This window comes from Cryobacterium sp. TMT4-10, from assembly GCF_004403275.1.
Taxonomy (GTDB): domain Bacteria; phylum Actinomycetota; class Actinomycetes; order Actinomycetales; family Microbacteriaceae; genus Cryobacterium; species Cryobacterium shii.
The window spans coordinates 35,670-54,010 of sequence record NZ_SOGU01000088.1; the positions used below are offsets into that span (position 1 = coordinate 35,670).

The window sequence follows — 18,341 nt, forward strand, 5'->3', positions numbered from 1 at the left end:
GTTACAACACCTTGAAGTAGTCGAACGGTTCGAGGCAGTCGCGGCACTCGTAGAGTGCCTTGCACGACGTCGAACCGAAGCGGGCGAGTTCCCGCGTATTCAGTGAGGAGCAGCGCGGGCACTTGACCGCGAGCTGGAGCCGGACGGTGCCGGTCGGGCGCACGCCGGAGTGACCGGTCGGAGCGGCGATGCCGTAGCTGACCAGCTTCGCCTTGCCCTCTTCGCTCATCCAGTCGGTGGTCCAGGCCGGGGAGAGCACGAGCTCCACGGTGACGTTGTCATAGCCGGCGCCGGTGAGCGCCGTGGTGACGTCGTCGCGCATGGCTTCCATCGCCGGGCATCCGCTGTAGGTCGGCGTCAGGATGACGTGGGTGCCGTCCGCGGTCACGGCGACCGACCGCAGCACGCCGAGGTCCTCGATCGTGAGCACGGGCACCTCGGGGTCGCAGACCTCGGCGGCGATGTCCCAGGCCCGTTGCGAGGCCGCGTCGCTCGGGCGCGGACGGGCGATCGATGCCACGTCTACCATTTCGCGTCGGGGTGCGCCCGGGCCAGCACCTGCATCTCGGCGAGCAGCGGCCCGAGGTTCTCGGAGTGGTCGCCGCGGCGGCCGCCCCCGGAGGAGATGAAGCCGCGGGGAACCTCGAGCTCGGCTTCGGCGAGGACGGGGAGCATGGCGGCCAGAACCGTGGCCTCCAGGGTGGACGGTCGAACGGCGACGCCCTCGAGCCGGTCGATCAGCGGCTCGTCGACGAAGAGCTCTTCGACGAACGGCCACAGGTCGGAGAGGCCCGTGATCATGCGCCGGCGGGATTCCTCGGTGCCCTGCGCGAGGCGCAGCACCCATTGGATGGAGTGGTCGCGGTGGTAGTCGACCTCCTTGACCGCCTTCGCGGCGATCGCGGCGAGCGTCGCATCCGTCGACTCCATCAGAGCGCTGTACAGCTCGAACAGGTAGTGCGCGGCGATGAACTGTCGGGCGATCGTGTGGGCGAAGTCGCCGTTGGGCTGTTCGAACAGGTGCGCGGAGCGCCACTGGGGTTCGTCGCGCCAGTAGGCCAGGTCGTCCTCGGTGCGGTCCGATTCGGCGCCGGCGTAGTGCAGCAGCGAACGGGCGTGCCCGATCAGGTCCAGGGCGATGTTGCCGAGGGCGATGTCCTCTTCCAGTTCAGGGGCGCGGGAGATCCACCAGCCCAGGTTCTGGGCCAGAACCAGGGAGTCGTCGCCCAGCCAGAGCGCGTATTCTGCGACGTCGTGCGAGGCGACGGATGCCGCTTCGACCAGTTCGGCGGAGAGCTCGACCTGATCGACGTCGACGTGGCCGCGTGCGTCCTGCTCGATGGTGTCGCTCACAGGTGCTTCACCCCTTCACTCTTCGTGTAGTAGCTGGCGTGGCGGTAGTTCTTGCCGGCGGGCGATTCGAAGAACGCACCCTTGGCATCCGGGTCGCTCGTGGTGATCGCGTCGGCGGGCACGACCCAGATCGAGACACCCTCGTTGCGGCGGGTGTAGAGGTCACGGGCGTTGCGCACCGCGAGGGTGGCGTCGGGGGCGTGCAGGGAGCCCACGTGGGTGTGGCTGATTCCGCGGCTGGAGCGCACGAAAACCTCCCAGAGGGGCCAGATCTCCTTCTCGGATGCACCGGGAGCGCTCATTATGCGACCGCCTTCACGGCCTGCTTCGCGGCGTACGCGGCAGCAGCCTCACGCACCCACTGGCCCTCGTTGTGTGCGTCGCGGCGGCGCTGGAGGCGCCGCGCATTCGCCGGCCCGCGGCCCGCGAGGACCTCGTGGAATTCGGTCCAGTCGATTTCACCCATGTCGTACACACCTTTTTCTTCGTTCCAGCGCAGGTCCGGGTCCGGCAGCGTGACGCCGAGCACCTCGGCCTGCGGCACGAGCATTCCGACGAAGCGCTGGCGCAGTTCGTCGTTGGAGAACCGCTTGATGTTCCAGGCCATCGACTGCGCCGAGTTGGGCGAGTCGTCGTCGGGCGGTCCGAACATCTGCAGGGCCGGCCAGTACCAGCGGTTGACCGATTCCTGGGCCATCTCGCGCTGGGCGGGCGTTCCGTTCATCAGCTCGAGCAGGATCTCGAAGCCCTGGCGCTGATGGAAGGACTCTTCCTTGCAGATGCGCACCATGGCGCGGCCGTACGGGCCGTAGGACGCCCGGCACAGCGGCACCTGGTTGCAGATCGCGGCGCCGTCGACGAGCCAGCCGATCGAGCCCATGTCGGCCCAGGTGGGGCTCGGGTAGTTGAAGATCGACGAGTAGCGGGCCTTGCCGGCAATCAGCTGCTCGGTCATCAGGTCGCGGCTGATGCCGAGGGTCTGCGCGGCGGAGTAGAGGTAGAGACCGTGACCGGCCTCATCCTGCACCTTGGCCAGCAGGATCGCCTTGCGCTTCAGGCTGGGCGCCCGGGTGATCCAGTTGCCTTCCGGCTGCATCCCGATGATCTCGGAGTGCGCGTGCTGGGAAATCTGCCGGATGAGGGTCTTGCGATAGCCCTCCGGCATCCAATCGCGCGGCTCGATTCGTGAATCGGCGGCAATCAGGTCGTTGAACTGCTGTTCCTCGGCGGAGACCGCGTCGGTACTCTCCGGGGCGATAGCGTAGGGAACTGGCGGGATTGTCATCTTTGACTCCTGGGCTTGGCGAAGTTTTACCAACCGATCGTTCAGTTAGTATATGGTTTCCCTACTAGCCCCACAACCACGTGTTGCGGTTGCGGCACACGGAACTCAATTCACACGGAACTCAATGAGGAGAACCACATGACGGATGCTCCACCTCCCTCCAACGGGGCAATGATGATGAACGACCGGGCGTCCGCCGCTCTCGGGATGGTCGTGCACGCATCCGAGCCGGGCCGGGCCGTCGTGTCCATGCTCCTGCGGGACGACATGATGAACGGATTCGATGTCACCCACGGCGGGATCGTCTTCGCCTTGGCCGACACCGCGTTCGCGATCGCCTGCAACGACGACCACCACGTGACGCTCGCGTCGGGCGCCGACATCACCTTCCTGAAGCCGACCACCGTCGGGCAGACCCTGACCGCGACCGCCGTGCTGCGCACCAAGAGCGGCCGCTCCGGCCTCTACGACGTGCGGGTCGCCACCGAGCACAACGTGCCGATCGCGGAATTCCGCGGCCGCAGCCGCACCACCAATTTTCCTCTCCCCGGCACCGCCGCTCACTAATTCACTTCCACCAGGAGGCCTCATGTCAACGATGACCAAGACCCGCTTGCACGCTCCGGCCCAGGATGAACTCGACCTGGAAGAGCGCATGTCCCGGGACGAGCTGCAGGCGCTGCAGCTGACCCGGCTGCAGAAGACCGTGCGCCTCGCGTACCAGAACGTGCCGCTCTACACCCGCAAGTTCGACGAGGTCGGCGTGCACCCCGATGACATCCGCACCCTGGATGACGTGTCGCTGCTGCCGTTCACCACGAAGGACGACCTGCGCGTCTCCTACCCGTTCGGCATGTTCGCGGTGCCGATGGACCAGGTCGCCCGCATCCACACCTCCTCCGGCACCACCGGGCTGCCGACCGTCGTCGGCTACACCAAGAACGACCTCAAGATGTGGGCCGGCCTGGTGGCGCGGAGCCTCCGCGCCTCGGGCGTGCGCCCCGGCATGCGCGTGCACAACGCCTACGGCTACGGCCTGTTCACCGGCGGGCTCGGCGCGCACGCGGGCATCGAGGCGCTCGGCGCCACCACGATCCCGATGTCCGGCGGGCAGACCAACAAGCAGGTCAAGATGATCCAGGACTTCCAGCCCGACGTGATCATGTCCACCCCCAGCTACCTCCTCACCATCACGGATGCCATGGTCGCGGCCGGCATGGACCCGCGCTCGTCCAGCCTCAAGGCCGGCGTGCTCGGCGCCGAGCCGTGGACCAACCAGATGCGCCTCGAGCTCGAAGACCGCCTCGACTTCGACGCCCTCGACATCTACGGCCTCAGCGAGGTCATGGGCCCGGGCGTCGGCAACGAGTGCATCGAGACCAAGGACGGCCCCCACCTGTGGGAGGACAACTTCCTGCCCGAGATCATCGACGGCGACTCCGGCCTGGTGCTCCCGGACGGGACCCAGGGCGAGCTCGTGTTCACGTCGCTGACCAAGGAGGCCTTCCCGGTCATCCGTTACCGCACCCGCGACCTGACCCGCCTGCTGCCCGGCTCCGCCCGCCCCGGCATGCGCCGGATGGAGAAGATCACCGGCCGCAACGACGACATGATCATCCTTCGCGGCGTCAACCTGTTCCCGACCCAGATCGAGGAGATCGTGCTCGGCATCGAGCACCTCTCCCCGCACTTCGTGATCGAACTGACCCGGCCGAACCGAATGGACGAGCTGACCGTGCGGATCGAACGGCACGAGCACGCGACCAACGCATCCTCCGACATCGCCGCCGCGCTGCTGATCCACCGGATCAAGGACCTGATCGGGTCCAGCGTGAGCGTTCTGATCGTCGAACCCGGAACCCTCGAGCGCAGCACCGGCAAGCACAAGCGTGTCTACGACCTGCGCTGAGCGGGCCGTACTGCGCTTTTCCCGGGAAGGGCGTTTCGACGCCGGTTCGCCCGCGCCTCGACGCGGGCGGGCCGGGTCGTGAGAGACTTCTCGGTAATGTCTGAGCGACCTGTCACCAAACGCGGCCGTCCCGGCTATGACCAACGCGCCATTCTCGAGGTCGCGGTCGCCGCGTTCAACGAGTTCGGCTACGACGCGACGTCGATGGGCGTGCTCGCGACGCGGCTGTTCCTGTCGAAATCGGCGATCTACCACCACTTCTCCTCGAAGGAGGAGGTGCTGGAGCTGGCCCTCGACGAGGCCCTCGACGGGCTCGAAGGGGTGCTGCGGGACGAGAACGCCCGGGTCGGCCCGGCGATCGACCGGCTGGCCTGGGTGCTGCGCGGGGCCGTCGAGGTTCTGACCTCCCGCCTGCCCTACGTGACCCTGCTGCTTCGGGTGCGCGGAAACACGGTCGTCGAACGCACCGCGCTGGCCCGACGACGCGCCTTCGACCGGGCCGTGTCGGCGCTCGTGACGGAAGCTCGCGACGAAGGCTCCCTGCGCAGCGACATCGACCCTCGAATCGTGACCCGCCTGTTGTTCGGCATGGTCAACTCGATCGTGGAGTGGTACCGGCCGGAAGGCCCGGAGGATGCCGAGACGCTCGCCGACGACGTGCTCGCGGTGGCCCTCGACGGGCTGCGCGTGCCGGCCGGGAACTGAACGGAAGTGGGAAAAGTGAACGAGAACTGGAAGATCACGCTCGGCGAACTGGACGAGAAGATGGGGGTGACCATCGTCGAACAGTCCGCGGAACGGGTGGTCGCGACGATGCCGGTGGAGGGCAACCGGCAGTCGTTCGGGCTGCTGCACGGCGGGGCATCCGTCGCCTTCGCCGAGGCCCTCGGCTCGTGGGCGGCCGTGATCCACGCCGGCCCCGGCCGCAGCGCCGTGGGACTCGACATCAACGCGACGCACCACCTCGCGGCCCGGTCGGGCATCGTCACCGGCGTGGCCACGGCCATCCGGCTCGGCCGCACCATCGCCTCGCACGAGATCGTGATCAGCGACGACCAGGGCCGCCGCCTCTGCACGGCCCGCATCACCAACCTGATCATCGAGGCGCCGGAGCGGCCGTAGTCCGTCCACGGGCTCGAGACCGCCGACACCTGCGCGACGCCGGTGGACTACTCTCGCTTAGATGAACGCATCGGACCCTGACCAGGAACCCCGACTTGCCCCCGGGAGCGACGCCCGCTGGACGTTTCTGACCAACCACGCGCACGTTCTCGTCACGATCGCGCGCGATCCGCAGTGCCGGATGCGCGAGGTGGCCTCCCGGGTGGGCGTCACCGAGCGCGGCGCCCAGAAGATCATCGCCGACCTCGTGGCAGACGGTTACATCACCAGAACCAGGATCGGGCGGCGCAACAACTACCAGATCGCCACCGGGCGACCGTTCCGGCATCCGGTGTCCGACGGCCACGAACTCGACGAGCTGCTCGCCGTGCTGGTGCCGACCCCGCCCCCCACACTGGACACCTGAACCGCAGTTCACTAATCTGGGAGTGTTCTGATCGTTCTGCCTTACTCGTCACCTTAGTCCGGAGAGTCCGCCGTGAGCACCGAAGGCACCACCCCAGCAGCCAGATCGGAAACCGCCGCGGCCACCAGGCAACCGCCGGCACCGCCCGACAGCATCGTCGTCGGCCACGACGGCTCGACCTTCGCGGACCACGCGCTCAGCACGGCCTTCGGGCTCGCCGACCAGCTGCACGCCCCGATCGTGATCGTGCGCGCCTGGTCAATCGACACCGCCCCCAGGCCCGCGAGCTGGGAGTTCGGCTACGTATCGTCCTTCGCCGAATACTCCGACGCGGTTCGGGCAGCACTGATCGAAGACACCGCAGCGATGGTGCACGCCTTCCCGCACGTGAGCGTCGACTACCGGGCCGTGCATGCGGGGCCGGCCCGAAGCCTGATCGAGGTGTCGCGGGACGCGCGCATGCTCGTGGTCGGTTCCCGCGGCCGCGGCAACCTGGCCGGCCTTCTGTTGGGCTCGGTCAGCGACCAGTGCACCCGACTCTCGGTCTGCCCGGTGCTGGTGACGCGCAAGCCGGCGACGGGCTGACCCAAACGGATGCCTGCCACCTCGTCCCCAGCGGAGGCAACCGAGCACGCCGCCTGGCACACTCTCTCGGCCGCTGAAACCACCACGGCCCAGGACGTCGACGCCCGCACCGGGCTTGCCGCCTCCGCCGTCGATGACCGCCGGCGGCGTTACGGACCGAACCTGCTTCGTAAGCCGAAGCGCGTGCCGACCTGGCGCAAGATCGTGCGCCTTCTGGCCGAGAAGATGACCATCGTGCTCTTGGTAGCCGCGGTCGTCAGCGCCGTCGTCTCGCGGGAGCTGGAAACGCCAATCGTGATCCTGGCCGTGATCATCCTGAACACCGTCCTCAATTATGTGCAGGAGCGACGGGCTGAGAGCAGCCTCCAGGCGCTGCAAAAGCTATCGGAAGGCAGGGCCGTCGTTCGCCGGGGCGGCACCGAACTCGAGGTGCAGTTCTCCGAGCTGGTGCCGGGCGACATTGTGCTCCTCGACGCCGGCGACTCCGTTCCGGCGGACGGCCGGGTCATCGACGTTGCCGGCCTCCAGGTGGCGGAGGCTGCCCTGACCGGGGAATCCGAACCGGTCGGCAAAACCATACCCGCGCTGGACAATGCCGGACTGCCGCTCGCCGACCGCACCAACATGCTCTTCATGAACACCTTGGTCACCCGCGGCCGGGCCACCATGGTGGTCACCGACACCGGCATGGGCACGGCCGTCGGCGGCATAGCGGTGCTGCTGAACGAGGTGAAGAACGACAAAACGCCTTTGCAGCGGAGGATCGACCAGCTGGCCCAGCTGCTCACAATCGCGGCGCTGGTCGTGGTGGCGATCGTCTTCGTGCTGGGCCTGCTGCGCGGGGAGTCCTGGACCGAACTCCTGATCACCGCCGTCTCGCTGGCCGTTGCGACCATTCCCGAGGGTCTCACCGCGGTCGTCGCGTTCACCCTGGCGATGGGTGCCTCGCGACTGGCCGCCCAGGGCGCGATCATCAAGCAGCTCTCGGCGGTGGAAACGCTCGGCAGCGTCAGCCACATCGCCACCGACAAGACCGGCACGCTGACCATGAACGAGATGACGGCCCGCCGGCTGCACACCCATGGCCGCGATTTCCGCATCACCGGCGAGGGCTACTCCACCGATGGCAGGATCCTCACCGCCGACGACGCCCCAATGCCTGACCTCACGGAGGCGTTCCTGACCATGGCCCTGTGCAACGACGCCGTGCTGCACGACGGCGTGCTGGTCGGCGACCCCACCGAGGGGGCCCTGGCCGTGCTGGCCGAGAAGGGCGGCATCGACGTCGCGGGTGCGAGGCGGACCCACCCCCGGGTGGCCGAAGTGCCCTTCGACTCCGACTACAAATTCATGGCCACGTTCCACCGACCGGCCGAGCCGACGAGCGGACTCCCGCAACCCGGACACCGCTGCTTCGCCAAGGGCGCGCCGGGCGCCCTGCTGCCCCTGACCGACTCCGTGCTCACCGACGACGGCCTCCGCCCTCTGGACGACACTCTGCGGCAACGGATCCACGACACCATCCAGGAGCTGGCCGGGGACGGCCTTCGCACCATCATGATCGCCGGACGCACCCTCGACGCCGGCACCGTTCCGGGCGAGGACTCCGGTCGCTCGTTGGTCACCGGGCTGACCCTCTACGCCATCGTCGGAATCGTCGACCCACCCCGGGTTGAGGCGGCCGAGGCTATTTCGGTGGCGCTCGGCGCCGGCATCCGCGTGCACATGATCACGGGCGACCACCTGGTGACGGCCTCGGCCATCGCCCGCAACCTGGGCCTGCCGGGCGAGGCTGCTGCCGGTGCCACGCTGGACGACCTCGACGACCACGAGCTCGCCGTCTACGCCGCCGATTATGGGGTTCTCGCGCGGGTCACCCCGGCCCACAAGATCCGGGTGGTCAGGGCGTTGCAGGCCGGCGGCGATGTCGTGGCCATGACCGGGGACGGCGTCAACGACGCGCCGGCACTGAAGCAGGCCGATATCGGCATCGCCATGGGTATCACCGGCACGGATGTCTCCAAAGGCGCCGCAAACATGATCCTCACCGACGACAACTTCTCCACGATCGTCTCCGCGGTGCGGGAGGGACGCGGAATCTACGCCAACATCCTGAAGTTCGTCCGGTTCCAGCTGACCACCGCGTGGGGATTCGTGCTCATCTTCCTGATCGCGGGCGTCACCGGCTGGGCCGCTGGTGCGCCGTTCACTGCGCTGCAGATCCTCTGGGTCAACATCATCATGGACGGCCCACCCGCACTGGCGCTCGGCCTGGATCCGGCCGAACCCGGCACGATGAGCCGGCCTCCGCGCCCGTCGGACGAACCCCTGATCACTCGGGACCGGATGCTGCGCATTCTCGGGCTCGGCCTCGTCATGGCCGCGGGCACCCTGACCGTGTTGACTCAGGCGTCCCCGCTGTTCCCGGAAAGTGCTGGGAACCCAGCCTTCGCCACAACCCTTGCGTTCACCACCTTCGTCTTCTACCAGGTCTTCAACCTGCTCAACGTGCGCTCGGACACCCACTCCGTCTTCTCACTTCAGACGTTCACCAACCGCAGCATCTGGCTGGCACTCACCGCGGTGATAGTCCTGCAGATCCTCGTGGTGCAGATCGACGTGCTCCAGGCGCTCTTCGACACCACCGCCCTCACGCCGACCCAGTGGGGCCTCTGCGTACTGGTCGGGTCGTCGGTGCTATGGATCGAGGAGATCCGGAAGGCCATCGTGCGGGCAACCGGTCGTCGGGCGGCTCGCCGCTGAGGCTTTCCTGCCCCGGAACGCGCGGAGGGGCACCCACCGTGACGGCGGGTGCCCCTTCTTCAGGTGCTGCTGTGCGGTACTGCCGGGTGCTGCTCGGGTTAGATGCCCGCGAGGTCGCGAACCGCGGAGTCGCCCGGGGTCGCGCTGGTGAAGCTGGCCTCGATCTCGGCCCGGTCGAGCAGGTCGTCCATGCGGCGGCGACGCTGCTTCGGGATCAGCGTCACGACGGTGCCGGACTTGCCGGCGCGGCCGGTACGGCCCGCGCGGTGCAGGTACGTCTTGTACTCGTCGGGAGCGTCGGCCTGGATGACCAGATCGATGTCGTCGACGTGGATGCCGCGGGCCGCGACATCCGTTGCCACCAGCACGTTCACGCGTCCGCTGGTCAGCATCTGCAGGTTACGAGTGCGGCGGGCCTGGTTCAGGTCGCCGTGCAGGCTGGTCGCCTTCACGCCGGCGTCTTCGAGCTGCTCGGCGAGCTGCTCGGCGTAGGCGCGGGTGCGCGAGAAGATCAGCGTCTTGCCCTGACGGTCGACGAGCTGGCCGATGATGGCGCTCTTGTCACGGTGCTCGATCATGAGCACGCGGTGGTCGATCGTGGAGGAGGCCTGGTCTTCACCGGCGACCTCGTGCACGGCCGGGTTGGTCAGGAATTCCTTGACCAGCTGGGCGACGCCCTTGTCGAGGGTGGCGGAGAAGAGCAGCTTCTGGCCGCCCTTCTTGGTCAGGCGCAGGATGCGCTGAACCGGCTCGAGGAAGCCCAGGTCGCACATGTAGTCGGCCTCGTCGAGGACGGTGACGACAACCTCGGACAGGTCGAGACGACCCTGCTCGATCAGGTCTTCGATGCGGCCGGCGGTGCCGATGATGATGTCCACGCCGCGCTGGAGGGCGCTGACCTGACGGTACTGCGGGACCCCGCCGTAGATCTGGGTGGTGAAGAGGCCGACGCTGCGGGCGATGGGCTGGATGGTGCGGTCGATCTGCAGGGCCAGCTCACGGGTCGGGGCCAGGATGAGCGCGCGGGGCTTGCGGGCCATCTTGCGGTCCTTGGCGCCGTTGTTCTCCAGCAGCTTCTCCACGAGGGGAGCGCCGAAGGCGATGGTCTTGCCGGAGCCGGTCTTGCCGCGGCCGAGCACGTCGCGGCCGGCGAGCACATCCGGGATGGTCGCGGCCTGGATCGGGAACGGGGCCGAGGCGCCGAGGGTGGCGAGCTCGCGAACGATGTTCTCGCCGAGCCCCAGGTCGCCGAAGGTCACACCGACGACTTCGGCAGCCGTCGTCGCGATGGCTTCCAGACGCTCGAGCACCACGTCGTCGCCGGCGGCGAAGTGCGGCTTGGAGTCGCGGTCCGGGTAGAAGTTGCTGGAGTGGCCGCCCTCGGAGTGTGAACGCTCGTTGCGTGCCGGGCGGTCGTTGTTGTACGCCGGACGATCCATGCGGGCGGGACGGTCGCCGTAGGACGGACGCTCGGTGCGAGCCGGGCGGTCGTTGTTGTACGCGGGACGGTCCGTGCGGGCGGGACGGTCACCGTAGGACGGACGATCAGAGCGAGCAGGGCGGTCGTTGTTGTACGCCGGACGATCCGTGCGCGGACGGTCGTTGTTGTAGGCCGGACGATCCGTGCGGGGACGGTCGTTGTTGTACGCCGGACGATCCGTGCGCGGGGCGCGGTCACCGTAGGCCGGACGATCGGAGCGGGCCGGACGGTCGCCGTACGACGGGCGGTCGTTGTTGTACGCCGGACGATCCGTGCGCGGGCGGTCGTTGTTGTACGCCGGACGATCCGTACGGGGACGGTCGTTGTTGTAGGCCGGACGATCCGTACGGGGACGGTCGTTGTTGTAGGCCGGACGATCCGTGCGCGGAGCGCGGTCCCCGTAGGCCGGACGATCGCTGTTGTAGGAGGGACGGTCGTTACGGGGACGGTCGCTGTTGTACGAGGGGCGGTCGCCGCGCGGGGCGCCACCGGTGGAGGGGCGATCGCTGCGGTTCGGGCGGTCGCCGTAGGCGGGACGATCGGGACGCTGGCCGTAGGCAGGGCGGTCGTTGCCGGCAGGGCGGCCGGCGGCACGGTCGGCGCGTTCGCCGGCGTTCCAGCGGGCCTTCTTGGGCGCACCATCGTCGGCGTGGTGGCCGCGGTGTCCGGGGCTCTTGCTGCCGCCCTTGGACGGTCCGCCCTTGGCGGCGTACTTCGGATCAAAATTTTTAGGCATGGAGACATTCCTGGGTTGTGTTGAGTACATGGCAGAACAACGACGCACACGCGACGCAACCTGAGAACCCGGGCAGTCTATGGCCGGGGCCGTTCACATACAGTGATTTTTCACCAGCGGATTACTGGGAAACCGGCCCATCCTGACTTACAAACCCATCCGCGCACACAAAAACAAACACGGTGTCAAGAGCCGACCTGCCTACGTTACCTGATTGACGCCGAAATGTCACGGCCGGTCTGCAGCGTCTACGCTTATTTGATGCTGATGACCATCGCCATCGAGTCTCCGCGTCCGGCCGAGATCGCCGCCCTGCTGCGGCTGAGCGCCGACTTCGCCCAGTCCCTCTACCCGCCCGAAAGCAACTTTCTGCTGAGCGCCGACGAACTCGAGCAGCCCGGCGTGCGTTTCTACACGGCCAGGGATGACGACGGCCGCGCCCTCGGCATTGCCGCCCTGGTGGCCGCAGATGACGCTGCGACGGCGGAGCTCAAGCGCATGTTCGTGCACCCGGAGGCCCGCGGCCAGGGCATCGCCGGCCGCCTGCTCGACCGGATCGAAACGGATGCGCTGGCCGGCGGCATCCGTGAAATCGTTCTGGAGACGGGGCCGGACAGTGCCGCGGCGCTCGCGTTCTACCGCACGGCCGGTTACCGTGAGATTCCCCGGTTCGGCCAGTACATCGGCGAGGAGTTCAGCGTCTGCTTCGCCAAGGCCCTGGCGGAGGGGTCGCTGTGAAGCGGGCAAGGGGCACCCTGACCCGGGCGGCAACGGGCAGCGCCCCGATGGCACGGAAGTCGTTCTTCTGGATGGGGACGACGGCCACCAGCCCGCGGATCGTGCAGGCCCTCAAGGCCGCCGTCGCCGTCGCGATCGCCTGGTCGATCGCGCCGCTCCTGCCCGGCGTGGCCGACGACTACCCCTACTACGCGCCTCTGGGTGCGCTCGTGAGCATGTACCCGACGCTGATGAGCTCCGTGCGGAACGCCCTGCAGACCCTGGGCGGCCTGGCCGTCGGAATCCTGCTCGCCGGGGCCGTCATCGTTCTCAGCGAACCCAACGTGTTCACCATCTCCCTCGCGGTCGGCGTGGGCGCCGTCATCGCGGCCTCCGGCTGGTTCGGCGCCAACCGCGAGTACATCCCGGTCACCGCCCTGTTCGTGCTGATCGTCGGCGGGCCGAATGCCGACGGCTACTCCATCGGCTACCTCGAGCAGATGACGCTGGGAATCCTGGTCGGCCTCGCCGTGAACCTGCTCTTCTTCCCGCCGCTCGCCTTCGAAGCCGTCGGTCACCAGCTGGCCCTCTTCCGTCGAACCCTCGCCGAGCACCTGTCGGAGGTCGCCGACGCGCTCGCCGACAGCTGGCCACCCGAAAAGGACGGTTGGGCCTCCCGCAGCCAGGAGCTCGTGGCGGTCGGCCGCGCCGTGCGGGCGGCGGTGAGCCACGCCGACGACAGCCGCAAGGGCAACCCCCGCGCCCGCCTCCACCGGCGGGATCTCCGCACGGACTACGACGACCTGGCCGCGCTCGAGACCGTCACGTTCCATGTGCGCGACCTGACCGAGGTGCTCACCGGGGCGGTCTGGGGCACACCGGTGCAGCTCGAGCTGCGGCCCGAACTGCGGCCGGCGCTGAGCCGCGCGCTGCACGCCGTGGCCGCGGTGCTGCGGGACTGGGACCCGGACGAGGGCGCGACGGCCGCATTCACAGAAGCAGAGGCCGCCCTCCAGAATTTGATGACGGAACTGGACGAACGGAAGGCCTCGGCTCCGGCGACGTCCATGGCCGTCGCGTCGACCATCTCGATCAGCATCACCCGGATCCTCGCGGCCCTCCGGCCGGAGGAGGCGGAGGAGACCGCGCCTACCCCGGATGCCGCGCCGCCACGCTGAGCGTTCGCGGGAGCCGACCCGGGAACGGGATTCGGTGCGAGGCCGGGCACGATCTATCCTCGAGACACCTACCCGCAGCTCGGAGCATCCGTGATCATCGGCCCCCGCCTCACCCGATTCGGTTCACGCCGCGTCCGCATCACGGCGATCCTCGGCGCAGCGGCCGTCGCACTCACCGCGACGACCCTGCTGGCCGGGCTCCGCCCCGCACCGCACGACGTGACGCCGGACGAGCCGGGCGCCGCCGACAGTGAACTCGTGACGACGGAGATCATCGGCATCCGGACCATCGCCCCACCCGAAGGCGTGACGGTCGACACGGATGTCCTGTACGGCACCCGGGCGGACGGCGCCCAGCTCACCCTCGACGTCTGTTCCCCCGCCGAGGCCGCACCGGAGGCAACGGCGTCCCCGGCGCCGACGGCCACGGATGCGGCGGCGACCGAGGCGGCGGCCGGCCCCGCGTCTGCGCGGCGCCCCGCCGTTCTCTCGGTCCATGGCGGCAGCTGGAACCACGGGGACAAGGGCAACAGCGACTGGCGGGCGGTTTGCACCTGGCTCGCGAGCGAGGGATTCGTGGCCTACTCGGTGAATTACCGCCTGGTTCCGGATGCCCTGTTCCCCGCCGCGATCGATGACCTGGGCCTGGCCGTGGAGTGGATGCGCCAGCCCGACCACGCCCTGCGCAACGGCATCGACCCGGATCGGATCGGCGCCTTCGGCGGTTCCGCGGGCGGCAACCTTGCCGCCCTCCTCGGTGCCCGGGGCTCCGGGCCGCTGACCGAGGGGTCGCGGGTGGCCGCGGTCGCCGAACTGACCGCACCGGTCGATCTCAGCTATCAGGGGCTCGTGACCGGCGGCGCCCCGTTCGGGCTGCAGCGGCTCGTGCAGCGTTACCTGGGCTGTGCGGCGCCGACCGACTGCTCCGCCGCCGAGGCCGCGTCCGTAGCCAACAAGCTCGACCCGAGCGACCCGCCCGTCTTCATCGGGGCGTCAATGGACGAGTTCATCCCGCTGAGCCAGTCCACCGGGTACGCGGACGCGCTCGAGAGCCAGGGAATCCCGCACGAACTGGTGACCGTGCCGGGAAGCTACCACTCGATCGGCATCCTCGACGAGGCCATGCGCGCGAAGGTCTCGGCGTTCCTGCACGCGGCCCTGGACGATTAGTTCCAGGGCGACCGGCCCCGCGCGACTAGCTCCAGCCGAGGAGGCGCAGGCCGGCTGCCGCGGCCGCGCCCACGACCACCACCACCAGGAACGGCGCCCGCAGCCAGAGGGCGACGGCCGCGGCCGCGAGGGCCCCGATCCGGGCGTCGAGCACGAGTTCCTGGCCGGTCGCGACCGTGTTCGCGACCGTCAGGGACGCCAGCAGGCCGATCGTCAGGGTGCCGGCCACGCGGGCGACCCGGGGATTCGTGAGCCACCGGCGCGGCACGAGATAACCGAGCAGTTTCGTGAGGAAACCCACCGCGCAGGCGACCAGGATCCAGAGCCACAGGGTCACGAAACGGCTCCCGTCCCGGGCTCGCCCGGCCGGTCAGTCTGGGGGCGGGGAGCGGGATACGGGTCGATGTCGGGCTCCAGCCCCTCACCCTCCGGACCGCGCCGGAAGCCGAACCAGCCGATGGCGCCGGCGACGACGGCCGCCACGAGGATGGGCACGCCCGGCGGCACGACCGGCACGGCGAGCACGGTCGCCAGCGCGCAGACCACCGCGATCGCGCCGGCCTCCCGCGACCGGAGCCGGGGCCAGAGCAACCCGAGGAACGCGGCCACCGCGGCGCCGTCGAGTCCCCACTGCTTCGGGTCTCCGAGCGCGTCGCCGGCGAGCGCCCCGACCAGTGTGAACGCGTTCCACAACACGAAGATGCCGACTCCGGCCACCCAGAATCCGCGCTTCTGCTCGACCGGGTCGGACTGCCCGGTGCTCGTGGCGAGCGATTCGTCGATGGTGACGTGGGCGGCGGCCAGGCGGCGCCAGCCGCGGGGGTGCAGCAGCGCGTTCAGCTGCATGCCGTAGACCGCGTTCCGGATGCCAAGCAGGGCGGCCGCTCCGGCGGCGGCCACGGGGGTGCCGGCGCCCGCGATCACACCGATGAACGCGAACTGGGAACCCCCGGAGAAGAGCAACAGGCTCAGCGCCGACGTCTGCCAGAGCGTGAGTCCGGACGCCACGGACAGGGCACCGAACGAGATGCCGTAGAGTCCGGTCGCCACCGCGATCGACAAACCGACCCTGGCCCCGGGGGACTGGCGGAGAGTGGTCGGCACCGCTCAATGCTATTGGTGCGCGGGCCGCTATTGGTCCGCAGGGCTATTGGTCCGCAGGGCTATTGGTGCGCAGGCCGCTGTCGGTACGCAGGCCGATCAGGCGCCGGGGTGCCGGCCGCGGATGCGCCGGGAGAGTTCCGCCGCCGTGCCCGCCAGCTCGGCGGCGAGCCCCGGCCACTCGGACGGCGCGATGCGCTCCCGCGGGAACGTGAGCGCGATGCCCGCGGCCGGCCAGCCCGCGTGGTCCCGCACGGCCACGGCGACGGATGCCATCCCCGCCGTGATCTCGCCGTCCTCCTGCGCGAACCCGTCGGCCCGCACCCGCTCGAGCAGCCGCCGCAGCTCACCGGAGGTGCGCGGGCCCTGCCCGTCGCGGGACGCGAACGCCGCCGCATTGGGGTACAGCGCCCGCAACTGGGCGGCCGGCAGCGCCGCGAGGAGGGCGCGCCCGCTCGCGGTGAGGTGGCTCGGCAGGCGCACGCCGACATCCGTCACCAGCGACGGCCGGCGCGGCGCGCGCTCCTCGATCAGGTAGATCACGTCGCGGCCATGCAGCACCACGAGGTGGGCGCTCTCGCCGAGCCGGTCGACGAGCTGCGCGATCAGCGGGCGACCGAGGTGCGACAGCGGCTGCTGGCGCGCGAAGCCGGAGCTCAGCTCGAACGCCGCCACCCCGAGCCCGTAGCGCCGTTCCTCGGGCAGGTGCACGACGAAACCCTGGTCGGCGAGCGCCGCCAGCAGGTCGTAGACGCTCGACCGCGGCAGGCCCAGGGCCGTGGCGATGGCGGAGGCCGGCACCGGCCCGCGCTGCATCGCCAGATGCGAGAGGATGCGCAGCGCGCCATCCGCCGCCGGAACCTTCGCCCTGTTCATGAGTCACATCCGCCCTCGTCAACTGTCCGGGATACCGGACACATCCGAGTGTAAACCCGTGGTGCCGGCGGCCGGGCTGGTGTCGAATCGGAGTATGAACCTCGCCACCGCATCCGTCACCGTGGGCACCGGCCCGATCGACTTCACCGACGTCATCGCCGTGGCACGCCAGGACGCCCGCGTCGTGCTGGCGCCGGCAGCACTCGACGGCGTCGCCGCGACCCGCCGCATCATCGAGGGCCTGGCCAGCGACACGAGCCCGCACTACGGGATCTCGACCGGCTTCGGCGCGCTCGCGACGACCTACATCGAGAGCGACCGCCGCGCCCAGCTGCAGGCCAGCCTGGTGCGCTCGCACGCGGCCGGCAGCGGCCCCGAGGTCGAGCGGGAGGTGGTGCGCGCGCTGATGCTACTGCGGCTCTCGACCCTGATGACCGGACGCACCGGCGTGCGACCGGTCGTCGCCGAGACCTACGCGGCGCTGCTCAACGCGGGCATCACCCCGGTCGTGCACGAATACGGTTCGCTCGGCTGCTCCGGTGACCTCGCCCCGCTCGCACACTGCGCGCTCACCCTGATGGGCGAAGGCCGGGTGCGCGATGCGAGCGGCACCCTGCGGGGCGGCGCCGAGGCCCTGGCCGCCGCCGGGATCAGCCCGGTCGTGCTGGCCGAAAAGGAGGGCCTCGCCCTGATCAACGGCACCGACGGCATGCTCGGGATGCTGGTGCTCGCCCTCGCCGACCTCTCCCGCCTGCTCACGACCGCCGACATCGCCGCGGCGATGAGCGTCGAGGCCCTCCTCGGCACGGATGCCACCTTCGCCGCCGATCTGCAGGCCCTGCGGCCCCAGCTCGGCCAGGCGGTCAGCGCGGCCAACCTGCGGGTCCTGCTGGCCGGTTCCCCGCTGCTGCAGAGCCACGCCGGCCCGGACGATCCCACGGTGCAGGACGCGTACTCGCTGCGCTGCGCCCCGCAGGTGCACGGCGCCGCCCGGGACACCCTGGACCACGCCGCCCTGATCGCCGGCCGCGAACTGGCCAGCGCCGTGGACAACCCCGTCGTCACGCTGGACGGCCGGGTGCAGTCCAACGGCAACTTCCACGGCGCCCCCGTCGGCTACGTGCTCGACTTCCTCGCCATCGCTGCGGCGGATGTCGCGAGCATGAGCGAGCGGCGCACCGACCGGCACCTCGATGCCTCCCGCAACAAGGGACTGCCTCCGTTCCTGGCGCACGAGGTCGGCGTCGACTCGGGCCTGATGATCGCGCAGTACACGGCCGCCGGGATCGTGTCGGAGCTCAAGCGGCTGGCGGCGCCGGCATCCGTCGACTCGATCCCCTCGTCGGCGATGCAGGAGGACCACGTGTCGATGGGCTGGGCGGCGGCCCGCAAGCTGCGGCATTCGATCGACGGCCTCGGCCGGGTGCTGGCGATCGAGATCATGACCGCCGCGCGCTCGCTCGACCTGCGTTCGCCGCTCGTTCCCGGGCCCGCCACCGGTGCGGTGCGGGGCCTGGTGCGCACCGTGGCCGACGGCCCGGGTCACGACCGGTTCCTCTCCCCCGAGATCGAGGCCGTCGTCGCCCTGGTCGCGACGGGCGCGGTGCGGGATGCCGCTGCCTCCGTGACGGGCCCCCTCGCCTAGATCCCCCCCCCCCCC

General features: G+C 69.6%; 19 protein-coding genes. 11 read left to right on the plus strand and 8 right to left on the minus strand.

Translation table 11 applies throughout. The features are described 5' to 3' along the window. Nucleotide 1 precedes the first annotated feature (1 nt). The 4 genes from paaD to paaA are packed head-to-tail and all read right to left on the minus strand — an operon-like array spanning nt 2 to nt 2,638. Nucleotides 2–529, minus strand: a complete 528-nt coding sequence (gene paaD, locus E3T42_RS12345) for a 1,2-phenylacetyl-CoA epoxidase subunit PaaD (RefSeq protein WP_134367856.1) — start codon at nt 527–529, stop codon at nt 2–4. Beyond that, nucleotides 523–1,353, minus strand: coding sequence for a 1,2-phenylacetyl-CoA epoxidase subunit PaaC (gene paaC, locus E3T42_RS12350; RefSeq protein WP_134403086.1), 831 nt, complete (start codon nt 1,351–1,353; stop codon nt 523–525). Before paaC ends, paaD begins: the two co-directional genes overlap by 7 nt. Next, nucleotides 1,350–1,655 carry a 1,2-phenylacetyl-CoA epoxidase subunit PaaB gene (gene paaB / locus E3T42_RS12355; RefSeq protein WP_104102564.1) on the minus strand — a complete coding sequence of 102 codons (306 nt, stop codon included), beginning with the start codon at nt 1,653–1,655 and terminating at the stop codon, nt 1,350–1,352. The genes paaC and paaB overlap by 4 nt, the downstream gene beginning before the upstream one ends. Next, complete coding sequence (gene paaA, locus E3T42_RS12360) at nt 1,655–2,638, minus strand: 1,2-phenylacetyl-CoA epoxidase subunit PaaA (RefSeq protein WP_134403087.1); 984 nt, start codon at nt 2,636–2,638, stop codon at nt 1,655–1,657. Before paaA ends, paaB begins: the two co-directional genes overlap by 1 nt. A 138-nt stretch (nt 2,639–2,776) precedes the next feature. Here paaA and paaI point away from each other — a divergent pair, with 138 nt between their 5' ends. From paaI to E3T42_RS12395, 7 genes are all read left to right on the plus strand, one after another. Then, the gene (gene paaI / locus E3T42_RS12365; RefSeq protein WP_198416047.1) at nt 2,777–3,205 is read left to right on the plus strand and encodes a hydroxyphenylacetyl-CoA thioesterase PaaI; all 429 of its coding nucleotides are present in this window, start codon (nt 2,777–2,779) and stop codon (nt 3,203–3,205) included. Between the two features lie 31 nt (nt 3,206–3,236). Then, entirely contained in the window at nt 3,237–4,547 is a 1,311-nt protein-coding gene (paaK, locus tag E3T42_RS12370) for a phenylacetate--CoA ligase PaaK (RefSeq protein WP_134367906.1), read from the plus strand. 96 nt (nt 4,548–4,643) lie between these two features. Then, entirely contained in the window at nt 4,644–5,252 is a 609-nt protein-coding gene (locus E3T42_RS12375; protein ID WP_134367851.1) for a TetR/AcrR family transcriptional regulator, read from the plus strand. A gap of 60 nt (nt 5,253–5,312) precedes the next feature. Next, nucleotides 5,313–5,669, plus strand: a complete 357-nt coding sequence (locus E3T42_RS12380; RefSeq protein WP_134367904.1) for a hotdog fold thioesterase — start codon at nt 5,313–5,315, stop codon at nt 5,667–5,669. 61 nt (nt 5,670–5,730) lie between these two features. Next, nucleotides 5,731–6,075: a helix-turn-helix domain-containing protein gene (locus tag E3T42_RS12385; protein ID WP_134367849.1), complete on the plus strand. Its 345-nt coding sequence runs from the start codon at nt 5,731–5,733 to the stop codon at nt 6,073–6,075. Nucleotides 6,076–6,147: 72 nt separating this feature from the next. Beyond that, complete coding sequence (locus tag E3T42_RS12390) at nt 6,148–6,660, plus strand: universal stress protein (protein ID WP_134367847.1); 513 nt, start codon at nt 6,148–6,150, stop codon at nt 6,658–6,660. A 9-nt stretch (nt 6,661–6,669) separates the two neighbouring features. After that, nucleotides 6,670–9,423 (plus strand): HAD-IC family P-type ATPase, encoded by a 2,754-nt coding sequence (locus tag E3T42_RS12395; RefSeq protein ID WP_134367845.1) that lies wholly within the window; start codon nt 6,670–6,672, stop codon nt 9,421–9,423. 98 nt (nt 9,424–9,521) lie between these two features. On the opposite strand, the gene E3T42_RS12400 is transcribed toward E3T42_RS12395, so the two are convergent. Beyond that, complete coding sequence (locus tag E3T42_RS12400; RefSeq protein WP_134367843.1) at nt 9,522–11,639, minus strand: DEAD/DEAH box helicase; 2,118 nt, start codon at nt 11,637–11,639, stop codon at nt 9,522–9,524. A gap of 261 nt (nt 11,640–11,900) precedes the next feature. On the opposite strand from E3T42_RS12400, the gene E3T42_RS12405 reads away from it, so the two are divergent. The 3 genes from E3T42_RS12405 to E3T42_RS12415 all read left to right on the plus strand — a co-directional run bounded on the left by E3T42_RS12405 (nt 11,901) and on the right by E3T42_RS12415 (nt 14,704). Then, a complete protein-coding gene (locus E3T42_RS12405) occupies nt 11,901–12,377 on the plus strand; it encodes a GNAT family N-acetyltransferase (RefSeq protein WP_134403088.1) in 477 nt (158 codons plus the stop codon). Further along, nucleotides 12,374–13,534, plus strand: coding sequence for an aromatic acid exporter family protein (locus E3T42_RS12410; RefSeq protein ID WP_241976114.1), 1,161 nt, complete (start codon nt 12,374–12,376; stop codon nt 13,532–13,534). The genes E3T42_RS12405 and E3T42_RS12410 overlap by 4 nt, the downstream gene beginning before the upstream one ends. Nucleotides 13,535–13,624: 90 nt before the next feature. Further along, nucleotides 13,625–14,704 (plus strand): alpha/beta hydrolase, encoded by a 1,080-nt coding sequence (locus E3T42_RS12415; RefSeq protein ID WP_134403089.1) that lies wholly within the window; start codon nt 13,625–13,627, stop codon nt 14,702–14,704. Between the two features lie 25 nt (nt 14,705–14,729). On the opposite strand, the gene E3T42_RS12420 is transcribed toward E3T42_RS12415, so the two are convergent. The 3 genes from E3T42_RS12420 to E3T42_RS12430 form a co-directional block, all read right to left on the minus strand. Next, nucleotides 14,730–15,041, minus strand: a complete 312-nt coding sequence (locus E3T42_RS12420; protein WP_134367837.1) for an AzlD domain-containing protein — start codon at nt 15,039–15,041, stop codon at nt 14,730–14,732. Then, nucleotides 15,038–15,808 carry an AzlC family ABC transporter permease gene (locus E3T42_RS12425; RefSeq protein WP_134367835.1) on the minus strand — a complete coding sequence of 257 codons (771 nt, stop codon included), beginning with the start codon at nt 15,806–15,808 and terminating at the stop codon, nt 15,038–15,040. The genes E3T42_RS12420 and E3T42_RS12425 overlap by 4 nt, the downstream gene beginning before the upstream one ends. Before the next feature lie 96 nt (nt 15,809–15,904). Then, nucleotides 15,905–16,681, minus strand: coding sequence for an IclR family transcriptional regulator (locus E3T42_RS12430; RefSeq protein WP_134367833.1), 777 nt, complete (start codon nt 16,679–16,681; stop codon nt 15,905–15,907). A 94-nt stretch (nt 16,682–16,775) separates the two neighbouring features. Here E3T42_RS12430 and hutH point away from each other — a divergent pair, with 94 nt between their 5' ends. Further along, a complete protein-coding gene (gene hutH / locus E3T42_RS12435; RefSeq protein WP_134367832.1) occupies nt 16,776–18,326 on the plus strand; it encodes a histidine ammonia-lyase in 1,551 nt (516 codons plus the stop codon). Nucleotides 18,327–18,341 lie beyond the last annotated feature (15 nt).